Genomic DNA, 23960 nt, shown 5'->3' on the forward strand with positions numbered 1-23960 from the left:
CTTCTATCTGGCCGAGCAGCTCGCCGCCGCGAGCCTCCTGCGGCGCGGCACCGCCGAGCCCCGAGCCGCCACGCCTAGACTGGTTCGGTGAGCTCCACCGGTTCGTTCGTCCACCTCCACAACCACACCGAGTACTCGATGCTCGACGGCGCGGCCCGGCTGGGCGACTTGTTCGGCCACGCTGCGGAGCTGGGCATGAACGCCCTTGCCACGACGGACCACGGATTCGTCTTCGGGGCCTTCGACTTCTGGAAGAAGGCGAACGACGCCGGGGTCAAGCCGATCGTGGGCGTCGAGGCGTATCTCACGCCGGGGACCGCGCGGCGAGACAAGACCCGCGTGCGCTGGGGTGACGGCGGGCGCGACGACGTCTCCGGCGCAGGCGCCTACACCCACATGACGATGTGGGCCGAGAACACCCAGGGCATGCACAACCTGTTCCGCATGTCCTCGCTGGCCTCCCTCGAGGGCTACCTCTACAAGCCGCGCATGGACCGCGAGCTCCTGCAGACCTACGGCAAGGGCCTCATCGCCACGACCGGATGCCCGTCCGGGGAGGTCCAGACCAAGCTGCGCCTCGGCCTCTACAAGGAGGCGCGCGAGGCTGCGGCCGAGTTCCGGGACATCTTCGGCCACGACAATTTCTACTGCGAGCTCATGGACCACGGGCTCGAGATCGAGCGAGGCATCCAAGCCGATCTCATCAAGCTCGCGAAGGATCTCGGCCTCCCGCTCGTCGCGACGAACGACCTCCACTACACGCACGCCGAGGACGCGTCGAGCCACGCCGCGCTCCTCTGCGTCCAGTCCGGTTCGACGCTCGCCGACCCCAAGCGGTTCAAGTTCGACGCCGACGAGTTCTACCTCAAGTCCCCGGCGGAGATGCGCGCAATCTTCAGCGAGCACCCCGACGCGTGCGACAACACGCTCCTCATCGCCGAACGGTGCAACGTCGAGTTCAACACCAAGGCCAGCTACATGCCCCGCTTCCCCTGCCCGGACGGGGAGAACGAGGAGTCGTGGTTCGTCAAGGAGGTCGAGCGCGGCCTCCACTACCGCTTCCCCGGCGGCATCCCGGACGAGGTGCGCAAGCAGGCCGAGTACGAGATCGGGATCATCACCCAGATGGGTTTCCCCGGCTACTTCCTCGTCGTCGCCGACTTCATCAACTGGGCCAAGGACCACGGGATCCGCGTCGGTCCGGGACGCGGCTCGGGCGCGGGCTCGATGGCCGCGTACGCGATGCGCATCACGGATCTCAACCCGCTCGCGCACGGCCTCATCTTCGAGCGCTTCCTCAACCCGGACCGCGTCTCGATGCCCGACTTCGACGTCGACTTCGACGATCGTCGCCGTCCCGAGGTCATCAAGTACGTGACCGAGAAGTACGGCGACGACCGCGTCGCGATGATCGTCACGTACGGGACCATCAAGGCCAAGCAGGCGCTCAAGGACTCGTCGCGCGTCCTCGGCTACCCGTTCTCCGTGGGGGAGCGGCTCACGAAGGCCATGCCGCCGGACGTCATGGGCAAGGGCATGCCACTCGTGGACATCCACAACCCCGAGGCGAAGCGCTACGGCGAGGCCGAGGAGATGCGGGAGCTCCTGCGGTCGGACGCGGACGCGCAGCGCGTCTTCGAGACGGCCCTCGGCCTCGAGGGGCTCAAGCGCCAGTGGGGCGTCCACGCCGCGGGCGTCATCATGTCCTCGCATCCGCTCATCGACATCGTCCCGATCATGCGCCGCGAGCAGGACGGCCAGATCATCACGCAGTTCGACTACCCGACCTGCGAAGGCCTCGGCCTCATCAAGATGGACTTCCTCGGACTGAGGAACCTCACGATCATCACGGACGCCCTCGACAACATCAAGCTCAACCGTGGCCACGAGCTCGACCTCGAGCGGCTCGAGCTCGACGACGCGGCGTCCTACGAACTGCTCGCGCGCGGTGACACGCTCGGGGTGTTCCAGCTCGACGGCGGCCCCATGCGCTCGCTGCTCAAGCTCATGCGCCCCGACAACTTCGAGGACATCTCCGCCGTCCTCGCGCTCTACCGCCCGGGTCCCATGGGCGCGAACGCCCACACGAACTATGCCCTGCGCAAGAACGGGCAGCAGGAGATCACGCCGATCCATCCCGAGCTGGCGGAGCCGCTCGAGGACATCCTGGGCGGTACGTTCGGCCTCATCGTGTACCAGGAGCAGGTCATGGCCATCGCGCAGAAGCTTGCTGGCTACTCGCTCGGTCAAGCCGACATCCTCCGCCGCGCGATGGGCAAGAAGAAGAAGTCGGAGCTGGACAAGCAGTTCGAGGGCTTCTCGGCCGGCATGCACGAGCGCGGCTACTCGGACGCCGCCGTCAAGACCCTCTGGGACATCCTCCTGCCGTTCTCCGACTACGCGTTCAACAAGGCGCACTCGGCCGCCTACGGCGTCGTCTCCTACTGGACCGCCTACCTCAAGGCGCACTACCCGGCCGAGTACATGGCCGCGCTCCTGACATCGGTGGGCGACGACAAGGACAAGTGCGCGATGTACCTCAACGAGTGCCGGCGCATGGGCATCACGGTCCTCCCGCCGGACGTCAACGAGTCCGCGCTCAACTTCACCCCGGTGGGGAATGACATCCGCTTCGGCATGGGCGCGATCCGCAATGTCGGCGCGAACGTCGTCCACTCGATGGTCGAAGCGCGCGAGGAGAAGAAGGCCTTCACGGGCTTCAGCGACTTCCTCCAGAAGGTCCCCGCCGTCGTCTGCAACAAGCGCACGATCGAATCGCTCATCAAAGCCGGCGCGTTCGACTCCCTCGGCCATCCGCGGCGCGCCCTGGCGATGATCCACGAGGAAGCCGTCGACGCCGTCATCACCTTGAAGCGCAACGAGGCGGCGAATCAGTTTGACCTCTTCAGCGCGTTCGACGGCGGGGGAGAGGATGGCGGTCTGGCCGCGGGGCTGTCGGTCGAGGTCCCGGATCTGCCCGAATGGGAGAAGAAGGACCGCCTCGCGTTCGAGCGCGACATGCTCGGACTATACGTCTCGGATCACCCGCTCCAAGGCCTCGAAGGAGTGCTCGAGGGCCACTCGGATCACGCGATCTCCCACCTCATCTCGGACGAAGGCCCGCAGGACGGCGCGATCGTCACGATCGCGGGCATGATCACGTCGCTGAGCCGGCGCATCGCGAAGGCGAGCGGCAACGCGTATGCGCGGGCGGAGATCGAGGACCTTGGCGCGTCGATGGAAGTCATGTTCTTCGGTCAGGTCTACGGGCCGATCTCGTCGATCCTCGCCGAAGACCTCATCGTCGTGGTCAAGGGCCGCCTCCAGCGGCGCGACGACGGCGCCGTGACCCTGAGCGCGATGGAACTCACCGTCCCCGACCTGAGCCAGGCGGGCGGCGGCCCCATTGTCATCTCGATGCCGACGCACAAGGCCACCGAGCGCGTCGTGACGCGCCTCGGCGAGGTGCTCAAGACGCATCCGGGCCACAGCGAAGTCCAGCTGCGGCTTCACGGGACTCGGAGCATCGAGATCATGAAGCTCGGAGTGCATCTGCGGGTGAATCCGAACCCCGCCCTGTTCGGAGACCTCAAGGTCCTCCTCGGGCCTGCGTGCCTTGATGCCTGATTCTCCCGAGGCCGCCCCGAGTTTCTGGCCCGGCCTCGGCACGATGCTCCGGTGGCTGTTTGCGCCTGCCGCCGCCGGCCCGGTCCTCGGCGTAGCGTGGTGGCTCGCGTCGCCCGGAGGCCGCCTCTACGGCGACGGTTCCGACTACGGAGTGTGGCTCACCCGAGACTTCATGTTCGCGGGATTCGCAGCCCTCGCGGCCGTGTGCGTCGTCGTCCCCGTCGTGTGGGTGCACGACCGCCACGGCTTCGCGGGTCGCTCCCTCGCCGCGCTCGTCGGCTCGGGCGCAGGAAGCCTGCTCATGTGGCTCACCGGAGTCGGGCTGGGCCGTGCGTTTGGCTCCCCGCGATCTGATCCGAGCATCGACGGATCCGCCTTCGGGCTCCAGACGCTGAGCGAGCTCGCGCTCTGGCCGGCGATTGTCGCCGTCGTCGTCCTTGGGCTCGTGACTGTCCTCTGGTCCCCGCCCACCCGCCCTTGAGCCCACCCACCCGACCCTAGTCCCCGCCTACCCGCCCTTGACCCCGCCCACCCGCCCTTGAGCCCGCCCACCCGCCGCTGGTTCCCGTCCTCACCCTGACAGCCCGCGGGGGACCGTAGACTGGGTTGGTGACATCGCCAGCCCCCGCCCTCGACTTCCGCACGATCGACCTGAGGGGCAGCAGCCTCAGCCTTGCCGAACTGCGCGCCGTCGTGCCCCGGCTCGAGGCCGAGCAGGGCAGCGCCGTCGAGGATGCCGTGCGCGGCATCATCGCGGACGTCCGCTCGGGCGGCTTCGCGGCCCTCTCGCTCCTCGCCGAGAAGTTCGACGGCGTAGCCCAGCGCCACCCGCGCGTGCCGGCCGCGGCGATCGCGAGCGCGCTCGACACGCTCGATCCCGGGGTCCGAGCCGCCCTCGAGGAGTCGATCCGCAGGGCACGCCTCTTCGCCGAGGCGCAGCGCCCCGAGGACGTGACGATTCGGCCGGGCGACGGCGCGATCGTCACCCAGCGCTGGGTCCCGGTGCGGCGCGTCGGCCTGTATGTTCCCGGCGGCCTCGCGGTGTACCCGTCGTCGGTTGTCATGAACGTTGTGCCGGCCCAGGCCGCCGGCGTGGGCTCGATCGCGCTCGCCTCTCCGCCGCAGAAGGACAATGGGGGCCTCCCGCACCCCACGATCCTCGCCGCCGCCGCCCTGCTCGGCATCGACGAGGTCTACGCGATCGGCGGCGCGCAGGCGGTCATCAGCTTCGCCTACGGGATTCCTTCGGGAGAGGACGCCCAGGGACACCTGCCCGCGATCGAGCCTGCCGACGTCGTGACCGGCCCGGGCAACATCTTTGTCGCGACGGCGAAACGCCTCGTCAAGGGCGTCGTCGGCATCGACGCGGAGGCGGGCCCGACAGAGATCGCGATCCTCGCCGACGCGACCGCCCGGCCTGACCTCGTTGCGGCGGATCTCATCAGCCAGGCCGAGCACGACACGCGGGCCGGTTCCGTCCTGGTGACAGACTCACCCGAACTCGTCGAAGCCGTGCGCGAACAACTCGCCAGCCAGGCGGAGGGCACAAAGCACCGCGAGCGCGTGCTCGCCGCGCTGTCGGGGCGCCAGTCGGGTGCCGTCCTCGTGGACGACGTCGACGCCGGGATCGCGGTGTGCGACGCCTACGCGGCCGAGCACCTCGAGATCATGACGGCCGACCCGCGGGCGGCGGCTGCGCGGATCCAGAACGCTGGCGCCATCTTCGTGGGCGATTACAGCCCGGTGAGCCTCGGCGACTATTCCGCAGGCTCGAATCACGTGCTTCCCACGAGCGGCACGGCCGTCTTCTCGTCCGGGCTCAACGTCACGACTTTCCTCAAAGCCGTCCAAGTTATCGACTACAGCGAGCAGGCCCTTGGTGAGGTCGCGGGCCACATTCGGAGTCTCGCGGATGCCGAGGACCTCCCGGCCCACGGCGACGCTGTGGACCGGCGCTTCGGCTGAGTCGCCGCCGTCGACAACCACCGCACCTAGTGGGACCCACTACTACATCTGGTGATCGACCGTTGGTGACCTAGGGCGCACCCCCTAGAATCAGAGGATGTACTGCCCTTTTTGCCGCAATCCGGACTCGCGCGTGGTCGACAGCCGGATCCAGGACGACGGCGCCGCAATCCGCCGCCGGAGGCAGTGCCCGAAGTGCGGCCGCCGGTTCACGACCATTGAGACGACGAGCCTCACGGTCATCAAACGGTCAGGAGTCGGCGAGCCGTTCAGCCGGTCGAAGGTCATCAACGGCGTGCGCAAGGCCTGCCAGGGACGTCCCGTGACGGAAGACGATCTCGCGCTCCTCGCCCAGGAGGTCGAGGAGGCGGTGCGCGCGAGCGGCGCCGCCGAGATCAAGGCGCACGAGGTTGGGCTCGCGATCCTGGGGCCGCTTCGGAAGCTCGACCACGTCGCCTACCTGCGGTTCGCCAGCGTGTATCAATCCTTCGAGTCTCTCGAGGACTTCGAGGCGGCGATCGCCCTGCTTCGCTCGGAGCAGGCGGAGATCGCAGCCGAGTAGCCGGATCCGCGTAGCCGGACGCGACGGCCGCGGCAGCCTGGGCAGGCTCCCACGGCCGTTCTCACACAGCGGCGCAGAGTCCTACTTGTGGAGCTTGTGGTGGATCGCGACCTGCAGCGCCGCTCCCACGATGCCGGCTTCGTTCTTGAGCTCAGCCGGGACGATGGGCGTCCGCAGCTTGAGGCGCGGAAGATACTCGTCAGCTCGCTTCGAAATCCCGCCGCCGACAACGAAGAGCTCAGGCGAGAAGAGGAACTCGACGTGCGAGAAGTAGCGCTGGAGGCGGACGCTGTAGTCCTCCCAGCCGATGCCGTCGCGTTCGCGCGCGACGGCGGAAGCCTTGGTCTCGGCGTCGAAGCCATCGATCTCGAGGTGGCCGAGTTCGGCGTTGGGGACGAGCTGGCCGTCGAACACGAACGCCGACCCGATGCCGGTGCCGAGAGTGATGACGAGCACCGTGCCGTCGATGCCCGCGCCGGCACCGTAGCGAACCTCGGCGAGGCCCGCGGAGTCCGCATCGTTGATGACTTCGACCGGTCGGCCGAGGCGTTCGCTGAAATGCTTGTTGACCTCGAAGTCGATCCACGACTTGTCCACGTTGGCCGCTGAGCGCGCGACGCCGTGCTGGATGATCGCGGGGAAAGCGACTCCCACCGGCGTGTCGGTGTCGGGCGCCTCGTCGCGCTGGCTCAGCTCGTCCACGATGTGCGCGACGACGTCGGCGACGGGCTCGGGAGCGGCAGGCTGCGGCGTCTCGATGCGCACGCGCTCACCCACGAGCTTGCCCTTCTTGAGATCGACGATGCCGCCCTTGATCCCCGTGCCGCCGATGTCGATGCCGATGAGGTGGTTGGACTTCTTCTTGTCGCTCTTTGACATGCGTTCCGCCTCTCGCGGGTCAGGGTCTGGAGGGGTGGTACTGGGCGCCGAATGGGAGGGCTGTGCGCCGGGGATCAGGGGGCCGTGAGGATCTCGGCCCCCGAGTCGGTGACGACGAGCGTGTGCTCGAACTGCGCCGTCCGCTTCCGATCGCGCGTGACGACGGTCCAGCCGTCGTCCCACATGTCCCACTGGATCGTGCCGAGCGTGAGCATCGGCTCGATCGTGAAGACCATTCCCGGCTCGAGCACCCGGCTGTAGGCCGGTGCGGCGTCGTAGTGCGGGATGATCAGCCCGGAGTGGAAGGCCTCGCCGACCCCGTGGCCGGTGAAGTCCCGCACGACGCCGTAGCCGAAGCGTCTCGCGTACGACTCGATCGTGCGTCCGATGACGTTGATCTCACGTCCCGGCGCTACGGCCTTGATGGCGCGGCGAAGGGACTCCTGCGTCCGCTCGACGAGGAGCCTCGACTCTTCGTCGACGTCGCCCACCAAGAAGGTGTAGTTCGTGTCCCCGTGGACGCCGTCCTTGAACGCCGTGATGTCGATGTTGATGATGTCCCCATCCGCCAGGACGGTCGTGTCCGGGATGCCGTGGCAGATGACCTCGTTGACCGACGTGCACAGCGACTTCGGGAAGCCCCGATAGCCGAGAGTCGACGGGTAGGCGTCGTGGCCCACGAGGAACTCGTGCCCGATCCGGTCCAGTTCGTCTGTCGTGACGCCCGGACGGATGTGCCTGCCGACTTCGACGATCGCGTCGGCGGCGATCTTCCCCGCCGTGCGGATCCGCTCGATTTCCTCGGGCGTGTAGACGTCGTTCCCCTCGTACCGCTCGGGCGAATCCTTCCCCACATAGGCCGGGCGTGGGATGGAGCCCGGGACCTTGCGCAGAGGGGAAACGGCCCCGGGCACGAGCGTGCCCACGGGTGCCGTGGGTGACGGAGAAGGCATAGGCTGAGTGTACTCGCGAGGGAAGGGTGACGAACGGCATGACGCAGTATTGGTACAACGTCCGAACGCATCAGGTCGAAGAGGACGCCATGAGCGATTGGACCCAGCTCATCGGGCCGTACCAGACGCGCGAGGAAGCGGAACACGCACTCGAGAAGGTCAAGGAACGCAACCGAGCGTGGGACCCTTCGGACGCTGACGGAGACGGCTGGTCCGACAAGGACTAGAGAAGGCCCAGCCGGATGACCGGCGGGGCCTTCTCCATATCAGAAGCTGTGCTCGGGCCCCGGGAACACGCCCGACCGCACGTCGTCCCCATAGTGGCGAGCCGCGTCGAGGAGCGTCTCGCGCAGATTCGCGTACCTCTTGACGAACTTCGCGATGCGGGTGCCTTCGCCGCCGCGCAGGCCCGCCATGTCCTGCCACACGAGCACCTGCCCGGTCGTCGAGGCGCCGGCGCCGATCCCGATCGTCGGAACCGATACGGCAGCGTCGACCGCCGCCGCCGTGTCCGCGGGAACCATCTCCATGAGGACGCAGAAGGCGCCCGCCGCCTCGAGGGCCTTCGCATCCTCGATGAGGCGAGCTGCGTCGTCGCCCCTTCCTTGGACGCGATAGCCGCCGAGCGCGTGCTCGCTCTGCGGCGTGAAGCCGATGTGAGCCATGACGGGGATGCCGGCCTGGACCATTGCACGCACCGTGTCGGCGTAGTAGGCCCCGCCCTCCATCTTGACGGCGTGGACGAGGCCCTCCTTGAGGAAGCGCACCCCAGTCTCGACGCCTTGGGCCGGCGAGGTCTCGTAGCTGCCGAACGGGAGGTCGGCGACGACGAGCGCGCGATGGGCGGACCGGGCGACGGCGCGGCACAGGGGGATGAGTTCGTCGACCGTGACAGGGAGGCTCGTCTCATGGCCGAACACGTTGTTCGCGGCGGAGTCCCCGATGAGGAGCACCTCGATGCCCGCCTCGTCGAAGATCTGCGCGGCGTATTGGTCGTACGCCGTGAGCATCGCGAACCGCTCGCCACGTTCTTTGGCGGCCGCGAGGTGGTGGATCCGGATTCGTCCGCTCGGGCGCGACGGCGTTCCGGACGCCCGCGGGCCGCTTCCGTAAGGAGCGGGAGACTCGGGAGAAGTGGTGGGGACCATACCGACGAGACTAGTCGAAGCTGAGTAGAGTGGGGGATGCGCGCAAGGGCCTGAACTCGTAAGGGAGACACCCCATGAACCGTCAGCAGGAATTCGTGCTCCGCACCATTGAGGAGCGCGACGTCCGCTTCGTCCGTCTGTGGTTCACGGACGTCGTGGGCTCGCTCAAGTCGGTCGCTCTCGCTCCGGCGGAGGTCGAGGGGGCGTTCGACGAGGGGCTCGGCTTCGACGGCTCCTCGATCGAGGGACTTGCGCGGGTCTCCGAATCGGACATGCTCCTGCAGCCGGACCCGTCGACGTTCCAGATCCTGCCGTGGCGCGGAGAGACCGAGCCGACCTCCCGCATGTTCTGCGACATCCTGACGCCGGACGGCGAGCCCTCCCTGGCGGATCCCCGCAACGTCCTCAAGCGAACGCTCGCGAAGGCCGCCGAGATGGGCTTCACGTGCTACACGCACCCAGAGATCGAGTTCTATCTCCTCGAATCGGACCAGCTGGGCCCGGACGGCGCGCCCGTCCCGATCGATCAGGGCGGCTACTTCGACCACGTGCCCGGCGGCGTTGCCCAGGACTTCCGCCGGACGGTCGTCAACATGCTCGAGTCCGTCGGGATCTCGGTCGAGTTCAGCCACCATGAGGGCGGTCCGGGACAGAACGAGATCGACCTTCGCTACGCCGACGCGCTCCAGACCGCGGACAACATCATGACGTTCCGCACGGTCGTGAAGGAGGTCGCCATCCAGCAGGGCGCGTACGCGACGTTCATGCCCAAGCCCTTCACCGTGCACCCCGGCTCGGGGATGCACACCCATTTCTCACTCTTCGAGGGGGACACGAACGCGTTCCACGAGCCGGGTGCGCAGTTCCAGCTCTCGAAGACGGCCCGGCACTTCATCGCGGGTCTTCTGCGCCACGCCAACGAGTTCACCGCGGTCACGAACCAGTTCGTCAACTCATACAAGCGTCTGTGGGGCGGCGGAGAGGCGCCCAGCTACCTGAGCTGGGGCCACAACAACCGCTCGGCCCTCGTCCGCGTTCCCCTGTACAAGCCCGGCAAGGGCCAGTCGGCGCGCGTCGAGTACCGCGGCATCGATTCCGCCACGAACCCGTACCTCTCGTACGCGGTCCTCCTCGGCGCAGGGCTCAAGGGCATCGAGGAGGAGTACGAGCTTCCGGAGGCCGCCGAGGACGATATCGCGTCGCTTTCGTCAGCCGAGCGCCGCGTGCTCGGGCACTCGCCGCTCCCGTCAAGCCTCCACGATGCGATCAGCAGCATGGAGGACTCCGAGCTGATGGCGCAGATCCTCGGGGAGCAGGTCTTCGAGTACTTCCTGCGCAACAAGCGGCAGGAGTGGAACGAATACCGCCTCGAGGTCACTCCGTACGAGCTGCACCGCAATCTGGGCATCCTCTAGGCTGCCATGGCGCCCAGCCTGACGCGGCGGCTCATTGCCCTCGGATCGTCGGATCCCGAGCGCGCGGAGAGGTTCCTCGCGGCACGTGAACTGGCGGGGATCGACGAGGAGGTGCTCCTTGCAGGGCTCGGGGTCGCGCCCGACCCGGACACGGCCCTTGTCATGCTCGTCCGGCTGCTCGAGCGGGATCCGCGCCTGCGGGCGACGGTCGAAGCGGGTCTGACGCGCAGCGAGCCCCTGTTTCGGCTCCTCGGCGCCTCCGAGGCCCTCGGCGAGTTCCTCGTGCGCCGGCCGGAGCACCTCGACATCTTCGATGCGGCTTCGTCGGCGGAACCGCGCGGCGCAGACCCCGCCGCGCTCCGCGCGTCGCTCTTGCGCTCCGTCGGCGCTGACCCGGGAGCGAGACGGCCGGTCGCCTCGCGGACCGGCGCGGACGCCTACGAGGCGCTCCGGGTCCGGTACCGCCGTCATCTGTGCGAGCTTGCCGTTCGCGACCTCGGCGCCGCCTCGCCGACCGATTTCCTGCCCACGGCCGCGGCCGAGCTCGCCGACCTCGCGTCTGCGGCCCTCGATGCGGGGCTCGCCGTCGCCCGCGCGGAGGCCGCGGCGACGTTCGGGGAGGAAGCCGTCGCCGCCGTCGCCCTCGCAGTCATCGGCATGGGCAAATGCGGCGCGCGCGAGCTCAATTACATCTCCGACGTCGACGTCATCTACGTCGTCGACGTCGACCAGGGCCCGGGGCCCGACCGCCTGGACGACGCGCTCGTGCTGAGGATCGGGACCGCCCTCGCCACGGGGCTGTCCCGCGCCGTCTTCGGCACGGCCCGCGAGCCCGCCCTCTGGCAGGTCGACGCGAACCTGCGGCCGGAAGGCAAGGACGGGCCCCTCGTGAGGACGCTCGATTCACACCTCGCGTACTACGCGCGCTGGGCCCAGAGCTGGGAGTTCCAAGCGCTGCTCAAAGCGCGATGGATCGCGGGCGACGGCGACCTGGGGCACCGCTACGAGGTGGCCGTCGCGCCCCTCGTCTGGGCATCCGCGGGGCGCGACGGCTTCGTCGAATCGGTCCAGGCGATGCGCCGCCGGGTCACGGAGCACATTCCGGCGGCGGAAGCAGACCGGCAGATCAAGCTCGGTGCGGGAGGGCTCAGGGACGTCGAGTTCACGGTGCAGCTCCTCCAGCTCGTGCACGGACGCGCCGACGAGTCGCTGCGCGTGCGCGACACGACGTCGGCGATCGCCGCCCTCGCCGCTGGCGGCTACATCGGCCGAGCCGCCGCCGCGGAGTTCGACGCGTCGTATCGACGCCTCCGCCTGCTCGAGCACCGCATTCAGCTTGCGCACCTCCGCCGGACGCATCTCATGCCCATCAAGGACGACGCCCTGCGCGCCCTCGCACGGGCCGTCCAAGGCGTCATGGACACGTCGAAGGCGTCTCCGGAGTCCCTCCTCGACTCGTGGCACCGCACGAAGCGCAGTGTGCGCGAGCTGCACGAGCGCATCTTCTATCGGCCCCTCCTCAATTCGGTGGCGAACCTGAGCCCCGAGGAGGCCAAGCTCTCGCCCGAGGCGGCGCAGGGCCGGCTCGCGGCGCTCGGCTATCGTGACCCGCGGGGCGCCATGCGGCACATCGAGGCGCTCACGGCGGGAGTGAGCCGCCGGGCAGCGCTTCAGCGCCAGCTCCTGCCCGTGCTGCTCGATTGGCTCGCCCAGGGTGTCGACCCCGATGCGGGGCTCCTCGCGTTCCGCCGCGTGAGCGAGACGCTCGGGACGACGCATTGGTATCTCGGAATGCTTCGCGATTCGGCGGCCGCGGCCGAGCGGCTGTGCTACGTGCTCGCGAATTCGCGGCTCATTGCGGACCTTCTCGAGGTCTCGCCCGAATCCGTCGCCTGGCTGGGGCACGATCGGGATCTTGCCCCCGTTCCCCTCGACGTCCAGTGGCAGGAGATCCAGTCCAAGATCTCCCGCCATGAGGACGCCACGTCCCGTATGCGGCTCATCCGCCTCATCCGCCGTCGCGAGATCCTCCGGATCGCGATTGCGGACAGCGCGGGACTGCTCGATCAGGACGAGGTCGGGCGAGCGCTTGCGGACGTGGACCAGGCGGCCGTCTTGGGCGCGCTGCGCGTCGCCGAGGATCAGGCCGCGGCCAACGGGCCGCTCCTCACGAACGTGCTCGTCGTCGCCATGGGCCGCCAGGGCGGCCGCGAGATCGGCTACGGTTCCGACGCCGACGTCATGTATGTCCACCGGCCGCTTGCCGGCGCCGATCCCGACGCCGCCCAGCGCCAGGCCATGGGGATTGTCACGTCCCTCGCGGGGCTCCTGACGCAGCCGCTCAAGCCGGCGGTCCAGGCCGAGCGCGTGCTCCAGCTCGACGCCGATCTTCGGCCCGAGGGCAAGTCTGGCCCCCTCGTGAGGACGCTCGAGTCGTACGCCGAGTACTACCGCCGGTGGGCGCTCGTGTGGGAGGCCCAGGCCCTCCTGCGGGCGCGGCCCATGGCGGGCGACGACGGCCTGGCCGCCGACTTCACGGAGCTCATCGACGGCGTTCGGTACCCCAAGGAGCTCTCGGCCGCGGCCATCACCGAGATCCGGCGAATCAAGGCCCGCGTCGAAGCGGAGCGGCTGCCACGCGGTGCGGACCCGGCGCGGCACGTCAAGCTCGGCCGGGGCGGGCTGAGCGACGTCGAATGGCTCGTCCAGGTCATCCAGCTCGAGCATGGCGCCGCGAATCCCGAGCTGAGGACGACGTCGACGCTCGCGGCCCTTGCCGTGGCAGAGCGCCTCGGCTACGTGGGGGCGGCGGACGCGGCGCTCCTGGCCGAAACCTGGCGGCTCGCGAGCCGCGTGCGCAGCGCTAATGTCGTGTGGACCGGGAGGGCGTCGGACATGCTTCCGTCGTCCCGCCGGGATCTCGAGGCGGTGGCTCGTTGGTGCGGGTATGCGCCGGGCCAGGCGACCGCGTTCGAGCAACGCTATCTGCAGCTCACGCGGCGCACGCGTCACGTCTTCGAAGAGAGGTTCTACGCTGCGGGCTAGGGCTTAGCAGCGCGCCCGGTGCTCTGCCCAGGGCCCGGGCGCGCCGACGCCCGAACCGCCCTCAGGCGCCGTGCGTTGAATTACAGTATCTCCAACTGATGGACACGTAAAAGAGTTGGCTGGCCCGAGCCGGACTGTGACGTGCTGTCGCAGTGTAGGAGGCGTCGAGCTCAGCTCTGCGAAGTGACCGGAGGCAGGGCCGACCACGGGAAGGTGATCCACCGGTCCGTGCGCCGCCAGACGAAGTCCGGTTCGAGGATGGTGCGCGGCTTGCTGTAGAGGCACACCGTGCGGACATCTGCGCCCCACGCGGTGATGAGGTCGACGACCTTGGCGAGCGTCCGACCGGAGTCGGAGACGTCGTCGACGAGAAGGACCCGTTTCGCGTGGACGGACGCCTCGTCGAGGAGCGGCGGAAGCACAACGGGCTCGGGAAGGCGCTCGTCGATTCCGGTGTAGAACTCAACGTTGAGCGCGCCGCATGATTTCGTGCCGAGCGCGTAGGCGACGGCCCCTGCGAGCAGGAGGCCGCCGCGCGCGATGGCCACGACCACGTCGGGCTCGAATCCGCTCGCGACCACGTCGGCGGCGAGATCGCGCGCCGCAGTTCCGAAGTCGGGCCAGCTGAGGACTTCGCGCTCGGATTCCCCGAGGACCGCCGTTCCTGAATCGTCGAGCTCAGATGTCATTCCCTTAAAGTACCCGAGCATCGGCCGCCAAGGTGACGTCGTCAGAGCCGCGACCAGCCCGAGGGATTCCAGGCCGCGACCGCGCGATGATGCTTCGGCTCGAGGATTTCGAGACGCACGAGCGGGACGGGGAGCCCCGAGAGCTCCGAGACGGTCTCGCCGCTTGTGGCGATGGCGTCCTCAAGGCTCTCCGCCGTGACGGGGTGAACGATGGGTCCCGTCTTCCCATCGCGGTAGTAGGCGACGCGAATGAACTCCATACCGGTGACGGTACGCTCGTTGGGCTTCGTCGGGAACGGATAGCGCGGGAGGTCACTCGCGGTTCACCGGCCCGAGGCGATGGCGACCGCAGCCTTCTCGCCAATCAGGACGGACGGCGCGTTCGTGTTGCCCGTCGGGATGATCGGCATGACGGATGCGTCGGCGACCCGGACACCCTCGAGGCCGCGAACCCTCAGGGATCGCGGATCCACGACGGCGAGCTCGTCGAGTCCCATCCGGCACGTTCCCACCTGGTGGTGATACGTGACGGCGGTCTCGCGGACGTACCGCTCGAGGTCCTCGTCGCTGTCGCCGACTTCGGGGCCCGGGTACACCTCCTCCTGACCCCATGCCGCCAGTGCCTGCGCGCGGCCGAGCGTGCGGCATTGCCGGACGGACGCGACGAGGGAGTCGACGTCGGCCTGGTCGGCAAGAGCCCCGAGGTCGATCTTGAGCTCGTCGTCGAGATTCGGCCCGGAGAGTCTGACGGAGCCGCGGCTCGCCGGCCGCACGATGCCGGCGACGAGGGAGAAGCCGTTCTCCGGTCCCGTCATCGAATCGAGGAAGTACATGGGCAGCGAGAAGTGGATGGGCTGTGTGTCGGGGACTGGGAGGTCGGGACGGCTCTTCCAGAACAGGTGCGTTTCGGCGGCGCCGACCCGCGCGGCGGGAACCGGCTTCTTCGTGGTGGTGAAGATGACGGGCGACAGCAGATGGTCGTGCAGGTTCTTGCCGACGCCGTCCAGCTCATGGACGGGCTCGACGCCGGCCTCCCGCAATTCGTCTGACGGGCCGATGCCCGATCGCAGGAGGATGGCCGGCGTGCCGATCGCCCCAGCGCACAGGATGGTTTCCCGCGCCTCGAGAACGCGGGTCTCACCGTCGGCGACGTATTCGACGCCGGTGACTCGGCCGCCGTCGACCGTCAGCCGGTGCGTCTCGGCGTCCGTGATGATCGTGAGACGGTCGCTGTCGGCGACCGGTTTGAGATAGGCGTGCCACGTGTTGAATCGCTTGCCGTCGCGGACGTTGAGCTGCATCTCGGAGACACCCTCGACGTCGCCGCTGTTGTAGTCGTCGTTGAGCTTGATGCCGAGCTCCTGCGCGGCCTCCATGATGTCCGCCTGGAGCGGGCTGCGCGCGAAGTCCTTCCGGACGTCGAGCAAGCCTGTCGCTCCGCGCAGTTCGGAAGCGCCGCCGTCGTAGTTTTCGATCGCCTTGAAGATGGGCAGGACGTCGTCCCAGCTCCAGCCAGGGCACCCCAAGTAGGCCCACGTGTCGTAGTCCTGGCGCGCGCCGCGCACCCAGATCGTCGCATTGAGCGCGTGCGAGCCTCCCATGACCTTGCCGCGGGGGAGGCGCAGACGCCGGCCGAGGCAGCCCTCCTGCTCTGTCGTGACGAAGGCCCAGTCCTCGGGTCCACCCCACAGCGCGCCGGCCGCGGCGACGTCGGCGATGATCGGGTTCGTGTCGTATCCGCCAGCTTCGAGGACGACGACGCGGTGCCCGGCGTCGAGCAGCCTCCTCGCGACGACGCAGCCCGCCGATCCGGCTCCGACCACGATGTAGTCCGCGTCCTGTGGCATCGCAGCGTCCTCCCTTTCGCTTCCGGGGCACGTTTGGCCCGCGTTCCCTCCAGAATCTCCCTCCGGGACCCGTGCGGGTTTGACCGTGAGCGCAGGGCCTGCGGTGCGTCAGTGCACGTTCGCGCTCGGGCGACCGACCGCCGAGGCGAGCGCGAGGGGGACTGCTAGTGTTCTGAGTCACACCCCGATCGAAGAAGAGACAGTCCATGCCGACGACTCGACGACGAGCCGACCGCGAGACGGTGTCCAGCACCGATGTTGCAGAGTTCAGCCGTCTCGTCTCCGAGCGATTTGCCCCTCTGAGCGTCACCGCCGAGCAGGGGAGGACGTTCCACGGCCGGATCCGGGGGCGAGTGCTCGGCACGGTCCAGGCGTTCGACGTCAGGGCTAACCAGCACTCGGTGACGCGCAGCCTCGCGGAGGCCGCTGCGACTCCTCGCGACACCTACATGGTTCACGTTCAGCTGTCCGGCCGGAGCTATATGGTCCAGTCGGAAAAGTCGGCCGAGCTCGCGCCCGGTGACGTCGCGTTCTACGACAGCGACGTGGCCTACAGCATCGAGGCCGACGACGACTTTCACCACATGATCCTCGTCATGCCCCGCGCGGCGTTGGCGGTCCCGGCGGCCGGGGCCGCCGAGCTCGCGGCGACGCGCCTCGGGGAGAGCGGGATCGGGGCGATCGTGTCGCCGTTCCTCGTGCAGCTGGCCGGCGTGATCCACGAGTTGCCGAGTCATATCGGCATACGGATGGCTCGCAACGCCGCGGACGTTCTCGGCACCGCGATACTCGCCGAGCTGGGCTCGTCGACGCCTCCCGAGTCCCGGTCCGCTCGGCCGCGCTTGTGGTTGGAGGCCCTCGCCTACATCGACGACCATCTTGATGACCCGGACCTCAGCCCGTCCCGCATTGCGAACGAGCTCTTCGTCTCCGTCCGTCTCCTGCACCTGACTTTCGCCGAGAGGGACCAGAGCGTGGGCGGCTGGATTCGGACTCGTCGGCTTGAGAGCTGTGCCCGCGACATCGCGGACCCATTCCGGGCCGGCGTTCCCCTCAGTCGCATCGCCGCAGAGCACGGCTATCACGATTCCGCGCATTTCTCGCGCCTCTTCAAGGCCGTCTACGGAGAGTCTCCCCGTGATTATCGGGGACGGCACCCAGCGCGCTGATGCGCACCAGCTGAGGGTCTGCGCGTCCCGGAGCGGGCCGGACACGAAAAAGTCCGCACGGGCCGCAGCGCAGGAAATGCGTGCGGCCCATGCGGACTCTCGGGGCGGCGATCCGGCTAGCGGAGCCTCGGATCAGACGCCGAAGTAGAGCTCGAACTCGTAGGGGTTCGGGCGGAGCGAGAGGGGAGCGATCTCCTTCTCGCGCTTGTACGCGATCCACGTGTCGATGAGGTCCTGCGTGAAGACGCCACCGGCCTGGAGGAACTCGTTGTCGGCATCGAGCGCGTCGAGGGCCTCCTCGAGCGAGCCCGGAGCCTTGGGGATGTCCTTGGCCTCCTCGGCGGGGAGCTCGTAGAGGTCCTTGTCGATCGGGGCGGGCGGCTCGATGCGGTTGCGGATGCCGTCGATGCCGGCCATGAGCTGGGCCGCGAACGCGAGGTACGGGTTCGACGACGGATCCGGCGCGCGGAACTCGATGCGCTTGGCCTTCGGGTTGGTGCCCGTGATCGGGATGCGGATGCCGGCGGAGCGGTTGCCCTGCGAGTACACCATGTTGACCGGGGCCTCGAAGCCCTTGACGAGGCGCTTGTAGGAGTTCACGGTCGGGTTCGTGAACGCAAGCACGGCGGAGGAGTGCTTGAGGAGGCCGCCGATGTACCAGCGGGCGAGGTCGGAGAGGTTCGCGTAGCCCTTCTCGTCGTAGAAGAGCGGCTCGCTGCCGTTCCAGAGCGACTGGTGGCAGTGCATGCCCGAGCCGTTGTCGCCGAAGATCGGCTTCGGCATGAACGTGACGGCCTTGCCCCACTCCGTGGCGGTGTTCTTGATGACGTACTTGAACTTCTGCAGGTCATCGGCGGCGCGGACGAGCGTCGAGAACCTGTAGTTGATCTCGGCCTGGCCCGCGGCGCCGACCTCGTGGTGCGAGCGCTCGACCTCGAGGCCGACGGCGTCGAGGTTCAGGACCATGGCGTCGCGGAGGTCGGCCTGGTGGTCGACCGGCGAGACGGGGAAGTAGCCGCCCTTGAACGGGGTCTTGTTGCCGAGGTTGCCGCCCTCTTCCTCGCGGCCGTTGTTCCACGGCGCCTCGATCGAGTCGACCTTGTAGAAGGAGCCCTGCGGCGAGGACTCGAACTGGACGTTGTCGAAGACGTAGAACTCGGCCTCGGGCGCGAAGAACGCGGTGTCTGCGATGCCGGTCGACGCGAGGTAGGCCTCGGCGCGCTCTGCGACGCCACGCGGGTCGCGGTGGTACGGCTCGCCCGTGCGCGGGTTGACGATCGAGAAGTTGAGCGCGAGCGTCTTCTCGACGCGGAACGGGTCGACGTACGCCGTCGTCACGTCAGGGATGAGCTGCATGTCCGACTCGGCGATGCCCTGGAAGCCGCGGATGGACGAGCCGTCGAACAGCTGGCCGTTCACGAAGAAGTCCTCGTCAACGGTCTTCGCGGGAACGTTGAAGTGCTGCTGAACGCCGGGGAGGTCGGTGAAGCGGATGTCGACGAACTTGACGTCCTCGTCCTTGATGAACTTGAGGACTTCCTCCGCAGACTTGAACATCTGTTCTCCTTACAGGTCGGAATGGCACGCACCGGGCGCGAACGGAACGCAGGCATAATCACCGCGCGGCGCAGGCGCCGGGCTGCAACGGCACTCAGCCTACGAACACGGGATTTCCCGGCAGTGTCCGCATTGTTTCAGCGAGGTTACATCACCCCGCTGCCGTGGACCCACGCTAGGCGGTTGCGTGTCGGACGGTAAAGAAGAGCCCGTAATGCACGGCAGATCGACGTAAAGCGCACGCAACTAGAATGGTGCGGTGATCGACCGCAAAGACATCGGCTCGTGGCTCAGCGGGCCTCCCACCGAGCCGGGCTATTACCCGGGTCGCGCCCTGGGGCTCCCGCGAACCGGTCCCGGATCAGTCGCCCGCCTGGGCCGTCGCGTTGCTGCCCTCTGCATCGACTGGGCGGCGTGCCTGCTGATCTCGGCGGCCTTCTTCCAGTCGGACTCGATCGCGACGTTGGCCGTCTTCGCGGCCGAGCAGATGGCGCTGGTCGGAACAGTCGGCTTCGGCCTCGGGCACCGCATCCTGGGGATCAAGGTTGTCCGCCTCGGCGGTGGCCCGGCGGGAATCCCGGCGGCCATCATCCGCGCGCTCCTGTTGTGCCTCGTCATCCCCGCCGTGGTGTTCGACGCCGACCAGCGCGGCTTGCATGACAAGGTCGCCAAGACCGTGCTTGTGCGAATGTGAACGAGCCCGGGATTCCCACTGGCATCCCGCATCCATGACGTGAGGCCCGCCGCCTCGCCGCTAACGGCGAGGCCGCGGGCCTCACGAAGTTGGTCTTGACGCGGCGGCAGGCTCAGCGGCCGCGCATCGCGCGCCGGTCGGGGCGCACTCGGGTCGGATCGATGCCCTTCGGGATCGGAAGCCGGGTGCCGAGCGAGGCGAGCCGCTTGTTGACGGCCTGCACCTCGACCTTGGTGAGCTCCGGCTTGAGCTTCTGGAGGGCCTTCGCGACCTTGTCGATCGGCGTCTGCCCTTCGTCGCGACCCGACTCGACGACATGGATCGGCACGTTCGGGAGGACGCGGGCGAGGCGCTTCCGCTCGCCGTCGACGAGCTGGCGCACGCGGCTCGCGGGGCCTTCCGTCACCAGGACGACGCCGGGCCGCCCGACCGCGCGGAACACGAGGTCCTGCGTGCGCGGATTCATCGCCACGGGTTGCTCTTCGACGATCCAGCCGCGGCGGAGCGTGCTGAGGGCAGCGCCCGCAGCCCCGGGCTGGCCTTCGATCTGTGCGAACGCGGCGCGCTCGGCCCTGCGGCTCAGGATGAGCACGGCGCCGAGGAGACCCAGCATGATGCCGATGATGAGGCCTGTGACCCAGTTCTCGAGCAGGAAGCCGACGAGGAGGCTGGCGCCCACCAGGACGAGGAACGCCAACGCCATGAGCCAGACGACGTTCGGGTCTGACCGACGGGTCATCTGGAAGACCTGGATCATCTGCTGGAAGCTGTTCGGCTTCTTCGCCTTCTTCGGAGCGTTCTCCGAGGGCGTGGTGGAGGGGTTCTTCGCCATAGTCCCTCAATTCTATGTGAAGTGCCCCCACGTGGAACGCCGCCCGCCGGACGAAGTCCAGCGGGCGGCGTTCCCTAGCGAGAGTGGGCGCAGTGCCTCAGCTTCCCTGGGCAGCGAGAAGCGTCGCCGCTTCCTGCCGCGTCGTTCCAGACGACTCGATGTGTGCAAGCTGCGGCGGGATTTCCCAGCCCTTCTTGCGCATCGCCGTCGCCCACAGCCTGCCGGCGCGGTAGGAGGAGCGCACGAGCGGACCGCTCATGACGCCGAGGAACCCGATCTCTTCGGCCTCCTGCGAGAGCTCGACGAACTCCTGCGGCTTGACCCAGCGATCGACGGGGTGGTGCCGCTCGGACGGGCGCAGGTACTGGGTGATCGTGATGAGGTCGCAGCCGGCCTCGTGGAGGTCGCGCAGGGCTTGGGAGACCTCATCGCGGGTCTCGCCCATGCCGAGGATCAGGTTGGACTTCGTGACCATGCCCTGGTCGCGCCCCTGGGTGATGACGTCGAGGGAGCGCTCGTAGCGGAAGGCCGGGCGGATGCTCTTGAAGATGCGCGGCACGGTCTCGACGTTGTGGGCGAACACCTCGGGCTTGGCCTCGCAGATCGCCGTGATGTGCTCGGGCTTGCCGGAGAAGTCGGGGATGAGGATCTCGACGCCGGTGCCCGGGTTGAGCTCGTGGATCTTGCGGATCGTCTCGGCGTACAGCCAGGCTCCCTCGTCCTCGAGGTCGTCGCGTGCAACGCCGGTCACGGTCGCGTAGCGCAGGGCCATCGACTGGACGGAGCGCGCAACCTTCGTCGGCTCGAAACGGTCAAGCGGTGATGGCTTGCCCGTGTCGATCTGGCAGAAGTCGCAACGGCGCGTGCATTCGGAGCCGCCGATGAGGAAGGTGGCTTCCTTGTCTTCCCAGCATTCGAAGATGTTGGGACAGCCGGCTTCCTCGCAGACCGTGTGAAGGCCTTCCTTCTTCACCTGGTTCTTGAGCTGGATGAACTCCGGGCCCATGTGGACCTTCGCCTTGATCCAGTCGGGCTTGCGCTCCACGGGCGTTGCGGCGTTGCGCTGCTCGATGCGCAGCATCCGGCGCCCTTCGGGTGCGAGCGTCACAGAAGTGCTCCTTCGCTTTCGGAAATGGGCTGATCGGCGACGAACTCGTGCGCGCGGCGCGCGAACTCTTCGGCGAAGCGGTCCACGACGTCGAGCGGGGTGACCTCGCGCCCGATCTCGGCGGAGATCGTCGTCGTGCCGGCATCGGCAATGCCGCACGCGATGATCTGCTGGTATGGCTCGAGGCTGTTGCTGCAGTTGAGGGCGATCCCGTGACCCGTGATGCCGTGGTGCACGCTGATGCCGATGGCCCCGATCTTCCGGTCGTCGCCGCGCTCGTCGGCGCGGATCCAGATGCCGGCGCGACCCTCGACGTGTTCGGCCTTGATGCCGTAGTCGGAGACGACGGCGATCATGACGTCTTCGAGGAACTCGACGTACGCGCGCACCGCGCGACGCTCTTTGAGCCGGATGATCGGGTACGCGACGAGCTGGCCTGGACCGTGCCACGTGAGCTTGCCGCCACGGTCAACGGGAACGACGGGAGTGCCGTCGAGCGGCCGCTCGTGGTCCTCGGTCCGCTTGCCGGCCGTGTAGACCGCCGCGTGCTCGAGCAGGAGGACTGTGCTGGGGGCGATGCCGGCTTCCACCTCATCGTGGAGCTGCCGCTGCGCCGCGAGTCCGGCGGCGTAATCGACGTAGTCAGGCGCGAACCCCAGCCGGGTGAACGCAAGAGTCATGCGGACCAGCTTAGTCCTCCGGCCGCTTAGCGTTGGCATGAGATGACTCACATCACGTTGGGCTGGGGCCTGTGGATAACTTTCAGCGCGTGTCGGAGGCTTCGGGTAGACATGGGACATGGAGCGCCTTGAGCCGGCCGGGGGAACGCCCGGCGCACCTGCATCGACGTCGTCGCCCACATCGACCGAGCGCGCTGCGAGCTCGACGGCGCGTGAGGCGCCGGTACCGGACCTGCCGGGCTACGACGTCGCCCGGCTGCTCGGGAGTGGAGGCTCGGGCGACGTCTGGCTCGTGCGAGACAAGGCGACCGGGGAACGGCTCGCCGCCAAGGTGATCCGCCCGGCCGCCCGGGGAGACCGCGGCGATCCTGCTCTGGCCGCGCGCCGCGAGCTGCGAATCCTCCGATCGCATGCGCACCCTCACCTTCTTGCGTTCCGGGACGTCGTCGCGTGCGAGGGGCCCCGGGATGGAATCGTGGCGGTGCTGTCCGAATACGCCGCGGGCGGATCGCTCGCGCGACTTGTCGGCGTGCGCCGCAGGCTCACCGTCGGCGAGACCGTGACGACGATCGGCCCCATCGCGCAGGCGCTCGCGGCCCTTCATGCCGAGGGAACCAGCCATGGAGACGTCTCGCCGGGCAACATCCTCTTCTCGGCACACGGAAAGCCGCTCCTGGCCGACTTCGGGGCCGCTCAAATGGTCGCGGATCCTGCCGGAGAGCGCGCGGGCACGCGCGGCTTCGCCGACATCCGCGACGACACGGCGGACGACGCGACGCGGAGGAACGCCGACGTCTTCGGCCTCGGCGCGGTCGCGTGGTTCTGCCTCACCGGCGAGGCCCCGCCGCCGACGGCCGAGCGCCCGCCGCTCACGCTGCTCGTCGAGGAGGCCCCGAGCGAGCTCGCGTTGGCGATCGAGGCGGCACTCGCCGAGGTGCCCCGCGAGCGGCCGACGGCGTCGGAGCTCGCACGGGCGGTCTTCCGGAGCGCCCGGGCCCAGCCCGTCGACCTTGCTCCGGCCGTCGACGACGACGTGCTCGCCGAGCTCGTGACGAGGGTCCAGCCCGAAACCAGCCGCCGCCGATTCGGCTGGCGACTTCGGCGAGGCCTCCGGCACCCGCGGTTCGCGAAGCACGGGCACGACGGCGCGCGCCGTCGGGATCCTGGGTTCCTCCGCTCGCGCGGCCTGCGCGTGCCGGCCAGCCGGGGCGCCCGCGTCGCGCTCGCCGTTTCGGCCTTCGTGGCGGCGATCGGGCTGTGGTGGACGGCCGCCGTGATCCTGCCGGCGGAAGATCCCGGTGGCGACGCGGCCAGCCGCGCGGGCCACTCGTGGTCGCGACTGCCTGACTCGCTCCGTGGCCGTGCCGAATCGACCGATCCCGTACAGGCCGTCCAGGCGCTCGCGGAGATCCGCGGCCTGGCCGTCTCCGGGTCGGATCGCGAACTCTTGCGCCGTGTCAACGTACCCGGCTCCGAGGCCGCCCGGGCGGACGCTGCCTTGCTCGACGAACTCGCGGCGCAGGGCCGACGGCTCGCGGGTTTCACCGCCCGCGTCGTCGAGGCCCAGCGCGAGGACTCGGATTCCCCGCCGGGGCACATTGCGGTCGTTCGGGTGCGGGTCGTGTCGTCGGGTTACGCCGTCCTGGGCGACGACGGCCGCGAGCTCACGGCCCCAGGTGCCGGAAAGGACCAAGTCCTGCGCGTCGTCGTCGAACGCGACGGCGGGCCGTGGCGCGTCGCGAGGATCCTTGCAACGTGAGCCACGTCATGGTCCGACGCGACCGCGCGGC

At 68.6% G+C, this 23960-nt stretch carries 20 protein-coding genes; 10 read left to right on the forward strand and 10 right to left on the reverse strand.

Going from position 1 to position 23960, the window contains the following annotated elements; translation table 11 throughout:
• The first annotated feature begins 87 nt into the window (after positions 1–87).
• The 4 genes from dnaE to nrdR all read left to right on the forward strand — a co-directional run bounded on the left by dnaE (position 88) and on the right by nrdR (position 6154).
• Positions 88–3627 carry a DNA polymerase III subunit alpha gene (gene dnaE / locus RBS12_RS00650; RefSeq protein ID WP_307964122.1) on the forward strand — a complete coding sequence of 1180 codons (3540 nt, stop codon included), beginning with the start codon at positions 88–90 and terminating at the stop codon, positions 3625–3627.
• Positions 3620–4108: a hypothetical protein gene (locus tag RBS12_RS00655; RefSeq protein ID WP_307964123.1), complete on the forward strand. Its 489-nt coding sequence runs from the start codon at positions 3620–3622 to the stop codon at positions 4106–4108. The genes dnaE and RBS12_RS00655 overlap by 8 nt, the downstream gene beginning before the upstream one ends.
• Positions 4109–4233: 125 nt before the next feature.
• Positions 4234–5592, forward strand: coding sequence for a histidinol dehydrogenase (gene hisD / locus RBS12_RS00660; RefSeq protein WP_373886447.1), 1359 nt, complete (start codon positions 4234–4236; stop codon positions 5590–5592).
• A 97-nt stretch (positions 5593–5689) separates the two neighbouring features.
• A complete protein-coding gene (gene nrdR, locus RBS12_RS00665; RefSeq protein WP_307964125.1) occupies positions 5690–6154 on the forward strand; it encodes a transcriptional regulator NrdR in 465 nt (154 codons plus the stop codon).
• 81 nt (positions 6155–6235) lie between these two features.
• Here nrdR and ppgK read toward each other — a convergent pair whose 3' ends face one another.
• A complete protein-coding gene (ppgK, locus tag RBS12_RS00670) occupies positions 6236–7033 on the reverse strand; it encodes a polyphosphate--glucose phosphotransferase (protein WP_307964126.1) in 798 nt (265 codons plus the stop codon).
• Between the two features lie 74 nt (positions 7034–7107).
• The gene (gene map / locus RBS12_RS00675) at positions 7108–7986 is read right to left on the reverse strand and encodes a type I methionyl aminopeptidase (protein ID WP_307964127.1); all 879 of its coding nucleotides are present in this window, start codon (positions 7984–7986) and stop codon (positions 7108–7110) included.
• 38 nt (positions 7987–8024) lie between these two features.
• Between map and RBS12_RS00680 the strand changes: the two genes are divergently transcribed.
• Entirely contained in the window at positions 8025–8213 is a 189-nt protein-coding gene (locus RBS12_RS00680; RefSeq protein WP_307964128.1) for an SPOR domain-containing protein, read from the forward strand.
• A gap of 39 nt (positions 8214–8252) precedes the next feature.
• Here the strand turns inward: RBS12_RS00680 and panB are convergent, their stop codons facing one another.
• Complete coding sequence (panB, locus tag RBS12_RS00685) at positions 8253–9134, reverse strand: 3-methyl-2-oxobutanoate hydroxymethyltransferase (protein WP_307964129.1); 882 nt, start codon at positions 9132–9134, stop codon at positions 8253–8255.
• 74 nt (positions 9135–9208) lie between these two features.
• Between panB and RBS12_RS00690 the strand changes: the two genes are divergently transcribed.
• Both RBS12_RS00690 and RBS12_RS00695 read left to right on the forward strand, forming a co-directional pair.
• On the forward strand, positions 9209–10549 hold the full coding sequence (locus RBS12_RS00690; protein WP_307964130.1) for a glutamine synthetase family protein: 1341 nt from the start codon (positions 9209–9211) through the stop codon (positions 10547–10549).
• Positions 10550–10555: 6 nt separating this feature from the next.
• Positions 10556–13594: a bifunctional [glutamine synthetase] adenylyltransferase/[glutamine synthetase]-adenylyl-L-tyrosine phosphorylase gene (locus tag RBS12_RS00695; protein ID WP_307964131.1), complete on the forward strand. Its 3039-nt coding sequence runs from the start codon at positions 10556–10558 to the stop codon at positions 13592–13594.
• A 170-nt stretch (positions 13595–13764) separates the two neighbouring features.
• On the opposite strand, the gene RBS12_RS00700 is transcribed toward RBS12_RS00695, so the two are convergent.
• The 3 genes from RBS12_RS00700 to RBS12_RS00710 all read right to left on the reverse strand — a co-directional run bounded on the left by RBS12_RS00700 (position 13765) and on the right by RBS12_RS00710 (position 16130).
• The gene (locus RBS12_RS00700; protein ID WP_307964132.1) at positions 13765–14283 is read right to left on the reverse strand and encodes a phosphoribosyltransferase; all 519 of its coding nucleotides are present in this window, start codon (positions 14281–14283) and stop codon (positions 13765–13767) included.
• Between the two features lie 41 nt (positions 14284–14324).
• The gene (locus RBS12_RS00705; protein WP_307964133.1) at positions 14325–14543 is read right to left on the reverse strand and encodes a hypothetical protein; all 219 of its coding nucleotides are present in this window, start codon (positions 14541–14543) and stop codon (positions 14325–14327) included.
• A 63-nt stretch (positions 14544–14606) separates the two neighbouring features.
• Complete coding sequence (locus tag RBS12_RS00710; protein WP_307964134.1) at positions 14607–16130, reverse strand: GMC family oxidoreductase N-terminal domain-containing protein; 1524 nt, start codon at positions 16128–16130, stop codon at positions 14607–14609.
• 206 nt (positions 16131–16336) lie between these two features.
• Between RBS12_RS00710 and RBS12_RS00715 the strand changes: the two genes are divergently transcribed.
• A complete protein-coding gene (locus RBS12_RS00715) occupies positions 16337–17299 on the forward strand; it encodes a helix-turn-helix domain-containing protein (protein ID WP_307964135.1) in 963 nt (320 codons plus the stop codon).
• Between the two features lie 132 nt (positions 17300–17431).
• On the opposite strand, the gene glnA is transcribed toward RBS12_RS00715, so the two are convergent.
• Positions 17432–18856, reverse strand: coding sequence for a type I glutamate--ammonia ligase (gene glnA, locus RBS12_RS00720; RefSeq protein ID WP_307964136.1), 1425 nt, complete (start codon positions 18854–18856; stop codon positions 17432–17434).
• A 259-nt stretch (positions 18857–19115) separates the two neighbouring features.
• On the opposite strand from glnA, the gene RBS12_RS00725 reads away from it, so the two are divergent.
• Complete coding sequence (locus RBS12_RS00725) at positions 19116–19550, forward strand: RDD family protein (RefSeq protein ID WP_307964137.1); 435 nt, start codon at positions 19116–19118, stop codon at positions 19548–19550.
• 112 nt (positions 19551–19662) lie between these two features.
• Here the strand turns inward: RBS12_RS00725 and RBS12_RS00730 are convergent, their stop codons facing one another.
• From RBS12_RS00730 to lipB, 3 genes are all read right to left on the reverse strand, one after another.
• Complete coding sequence (locus RBS12_RS00730; protein ID WP_307964138.1) at positions 19663–20382, reverse strand: DUF4191 domain-containing protein; 720 nt, start codon at positions 20380–20382, stop codon at positions 19663–19665.
• Between the two features lie 97 nt (positions 20383–20479).
• A complete protein-coding gene (lipA, locus tag RBS12_RS00735) occupies positions 20480–21490 on the reverse strand; it encodes a lipoyl synthase (protein ID WP_307964139.1) in 1011 nt (336 codons plus the stop codon).
• Complete coding sequence (lipB, locus tag RBS12_RS00740) at positions 21487–22170, reverse strand: lipoyl(octanoyl) transferase LipB (RefSeq protein ID WP_307964140.1); 684 nt, start codon at positions 22168–22170, stop codon at positions 21487–21489. The genes lipA and lipB overlap by 4 nt, the downstream gene beginning before the upstream one ends.
• A 118-nt stretch (positions 22171–22288) precedes the next feature.
• Here lipB and RBS12_RS00745 point away from each other — a divergent pair, with 118 nt between their 5' ends.
• A complete protein-coding gene (locus RBS12_RS00745; protein WP_307964141.1) occupies positions 22289–23929 on the forward strand; it encodes a serine/threonine-protein kinase in 1641 nt (546 codons plus the stop codon).
• The last annotated feature ends 31 nt before the right edge of the window (positions 23930–23960 follow it).

It is taken from the genome of Sinomonas sp. ASV322 (assembly GCF_030908245.1).
In the GTDB taxonomy this organism is placed as follows: domain Bacteria; phylum Actinomycetota; class Actinomycetes; order Actinomycetales; family Micrococcaceae; genus Sinomonas.

What these genes read in the sequence shown, in the direction of transcription:
- RBS12_RS00655 (WP_307964123.1), top strand. Translation starts at nt 3,620, where the DNA reads ATGCCTGATTCTCCCGAGGCCGCCCCGAGTTTCTGGCCCGGCCTCGGC.
- RBS12_RS00690 (WP_307964130.1), top strand. Translation starts at nt 9,209, where the DNA reads ATGAACCGTCAGCAGGAATTCGTGCTCCGCACCATTGAGGAGCGCGAC.
- ppgK (WP_307964126.1), bottom strand. Translation starts at nt 7,033, where the DNA reads ATGTCAAAGAGCGACAAGAAGAAGTCCAACCACCTCATCGGCATCGAC.
- glnA (WP_307964136.1), bottom strand. Translation starts at nt 18,856, where the DNA reads ATGTTCAAGTCTGCGGAGGAAGTCCTCAAGTTCATCAAGGACGAGGAC.
- map (WP_307964127.1), bottom strand. Translation starts at nt 7,986, where the DNA reads ATGCCTTCTCCGTCACCCACGGCACCCGTGGGCACGCTCGTGCCCGGG.
- RBS12_RS00705 (WP_307964133.1), bottom strand. Translation starts at nt 14,543, where the DNA reads ATGGAGTTCATTCGCGTCGCCTACTACCGCGATGGGAAGACGGGACCC.
- RBS12_RS00715 (WP_307964135.1), top strand. Translation starts at nt 16,337, where the DNA reads ATGCCGACGACTCGACGACGAGCCGACCGCGAGACGGTGTCCAGCACC.
- RBS12_RS00710 (WP_307964134.1), bottom strand. Translation starts at nt 16,130, where the DNA reads ATGCCACAGGACGCGGACTACATCGTGGTCGGAGCCGGATCGGCGGGC.
- panB (WP_307964129.1), bottom strand. Translation starts at nt 9,134, where the DNA reads ATGGTCCCCACCACTTCTCCCGAGTCTCCCGCTCCTTACGGAAGCGGC.
- RBS12_RS00695 (WP_307964131.1), top strand. Translation starts at nt 10,556, where the DNA reads ATGGCGCCCAGCCTGACGCGGCGGCTCATTGCCCTCGGATCGTCGGAT.
- RBS12_RS00700 (WP_307964132.1), bottom strand. Translation starts at nt 14,283, where the DNA reads ATGACATCTGAGCTCGACGATTCAGGAACGGCGGTCCTCGGGGAATCC.
- lipB (WP_307964140.1), bottom strand. Translation starts at nt 22,170, where the DNA reads ATGACTCTTGCGTTCACCCGGCTGGGGTTCGCGCCTGACTACGTCGAT.
- RBS12_RS00680 (WP_307964128.1), top strand. Translation starts at nt 8,025, where the DNA reads ATGACGCAGTATTGGTACAACGTCCGAACGCATCAGGTCGAAGAGGAC.
- RBS12_RS00745 (WP_307964141.1), top strand. Translation starts at nt 22,289, where the DNA reads ATGGAGCGCCTTGAGCCGGCCGGGGGAACGCCCGGCGCACCTGCATCG.
- nrdR (WP_307964125.1), top strand. Translation starts at nt 5,690, where the DNA reads ATGTACTGCCCTTTTTGCCGCAATCCGGACTCGCGCGTGGTCGACAGC.
- RBS12_RS00730 (WP_307964138.1), bottom strand. Translation starts at nt 20,382, where the DNA reads ATGGCGAAGAACCCCTCCACCACGCCCTCGGAGAACGCTCCGAAGAAG.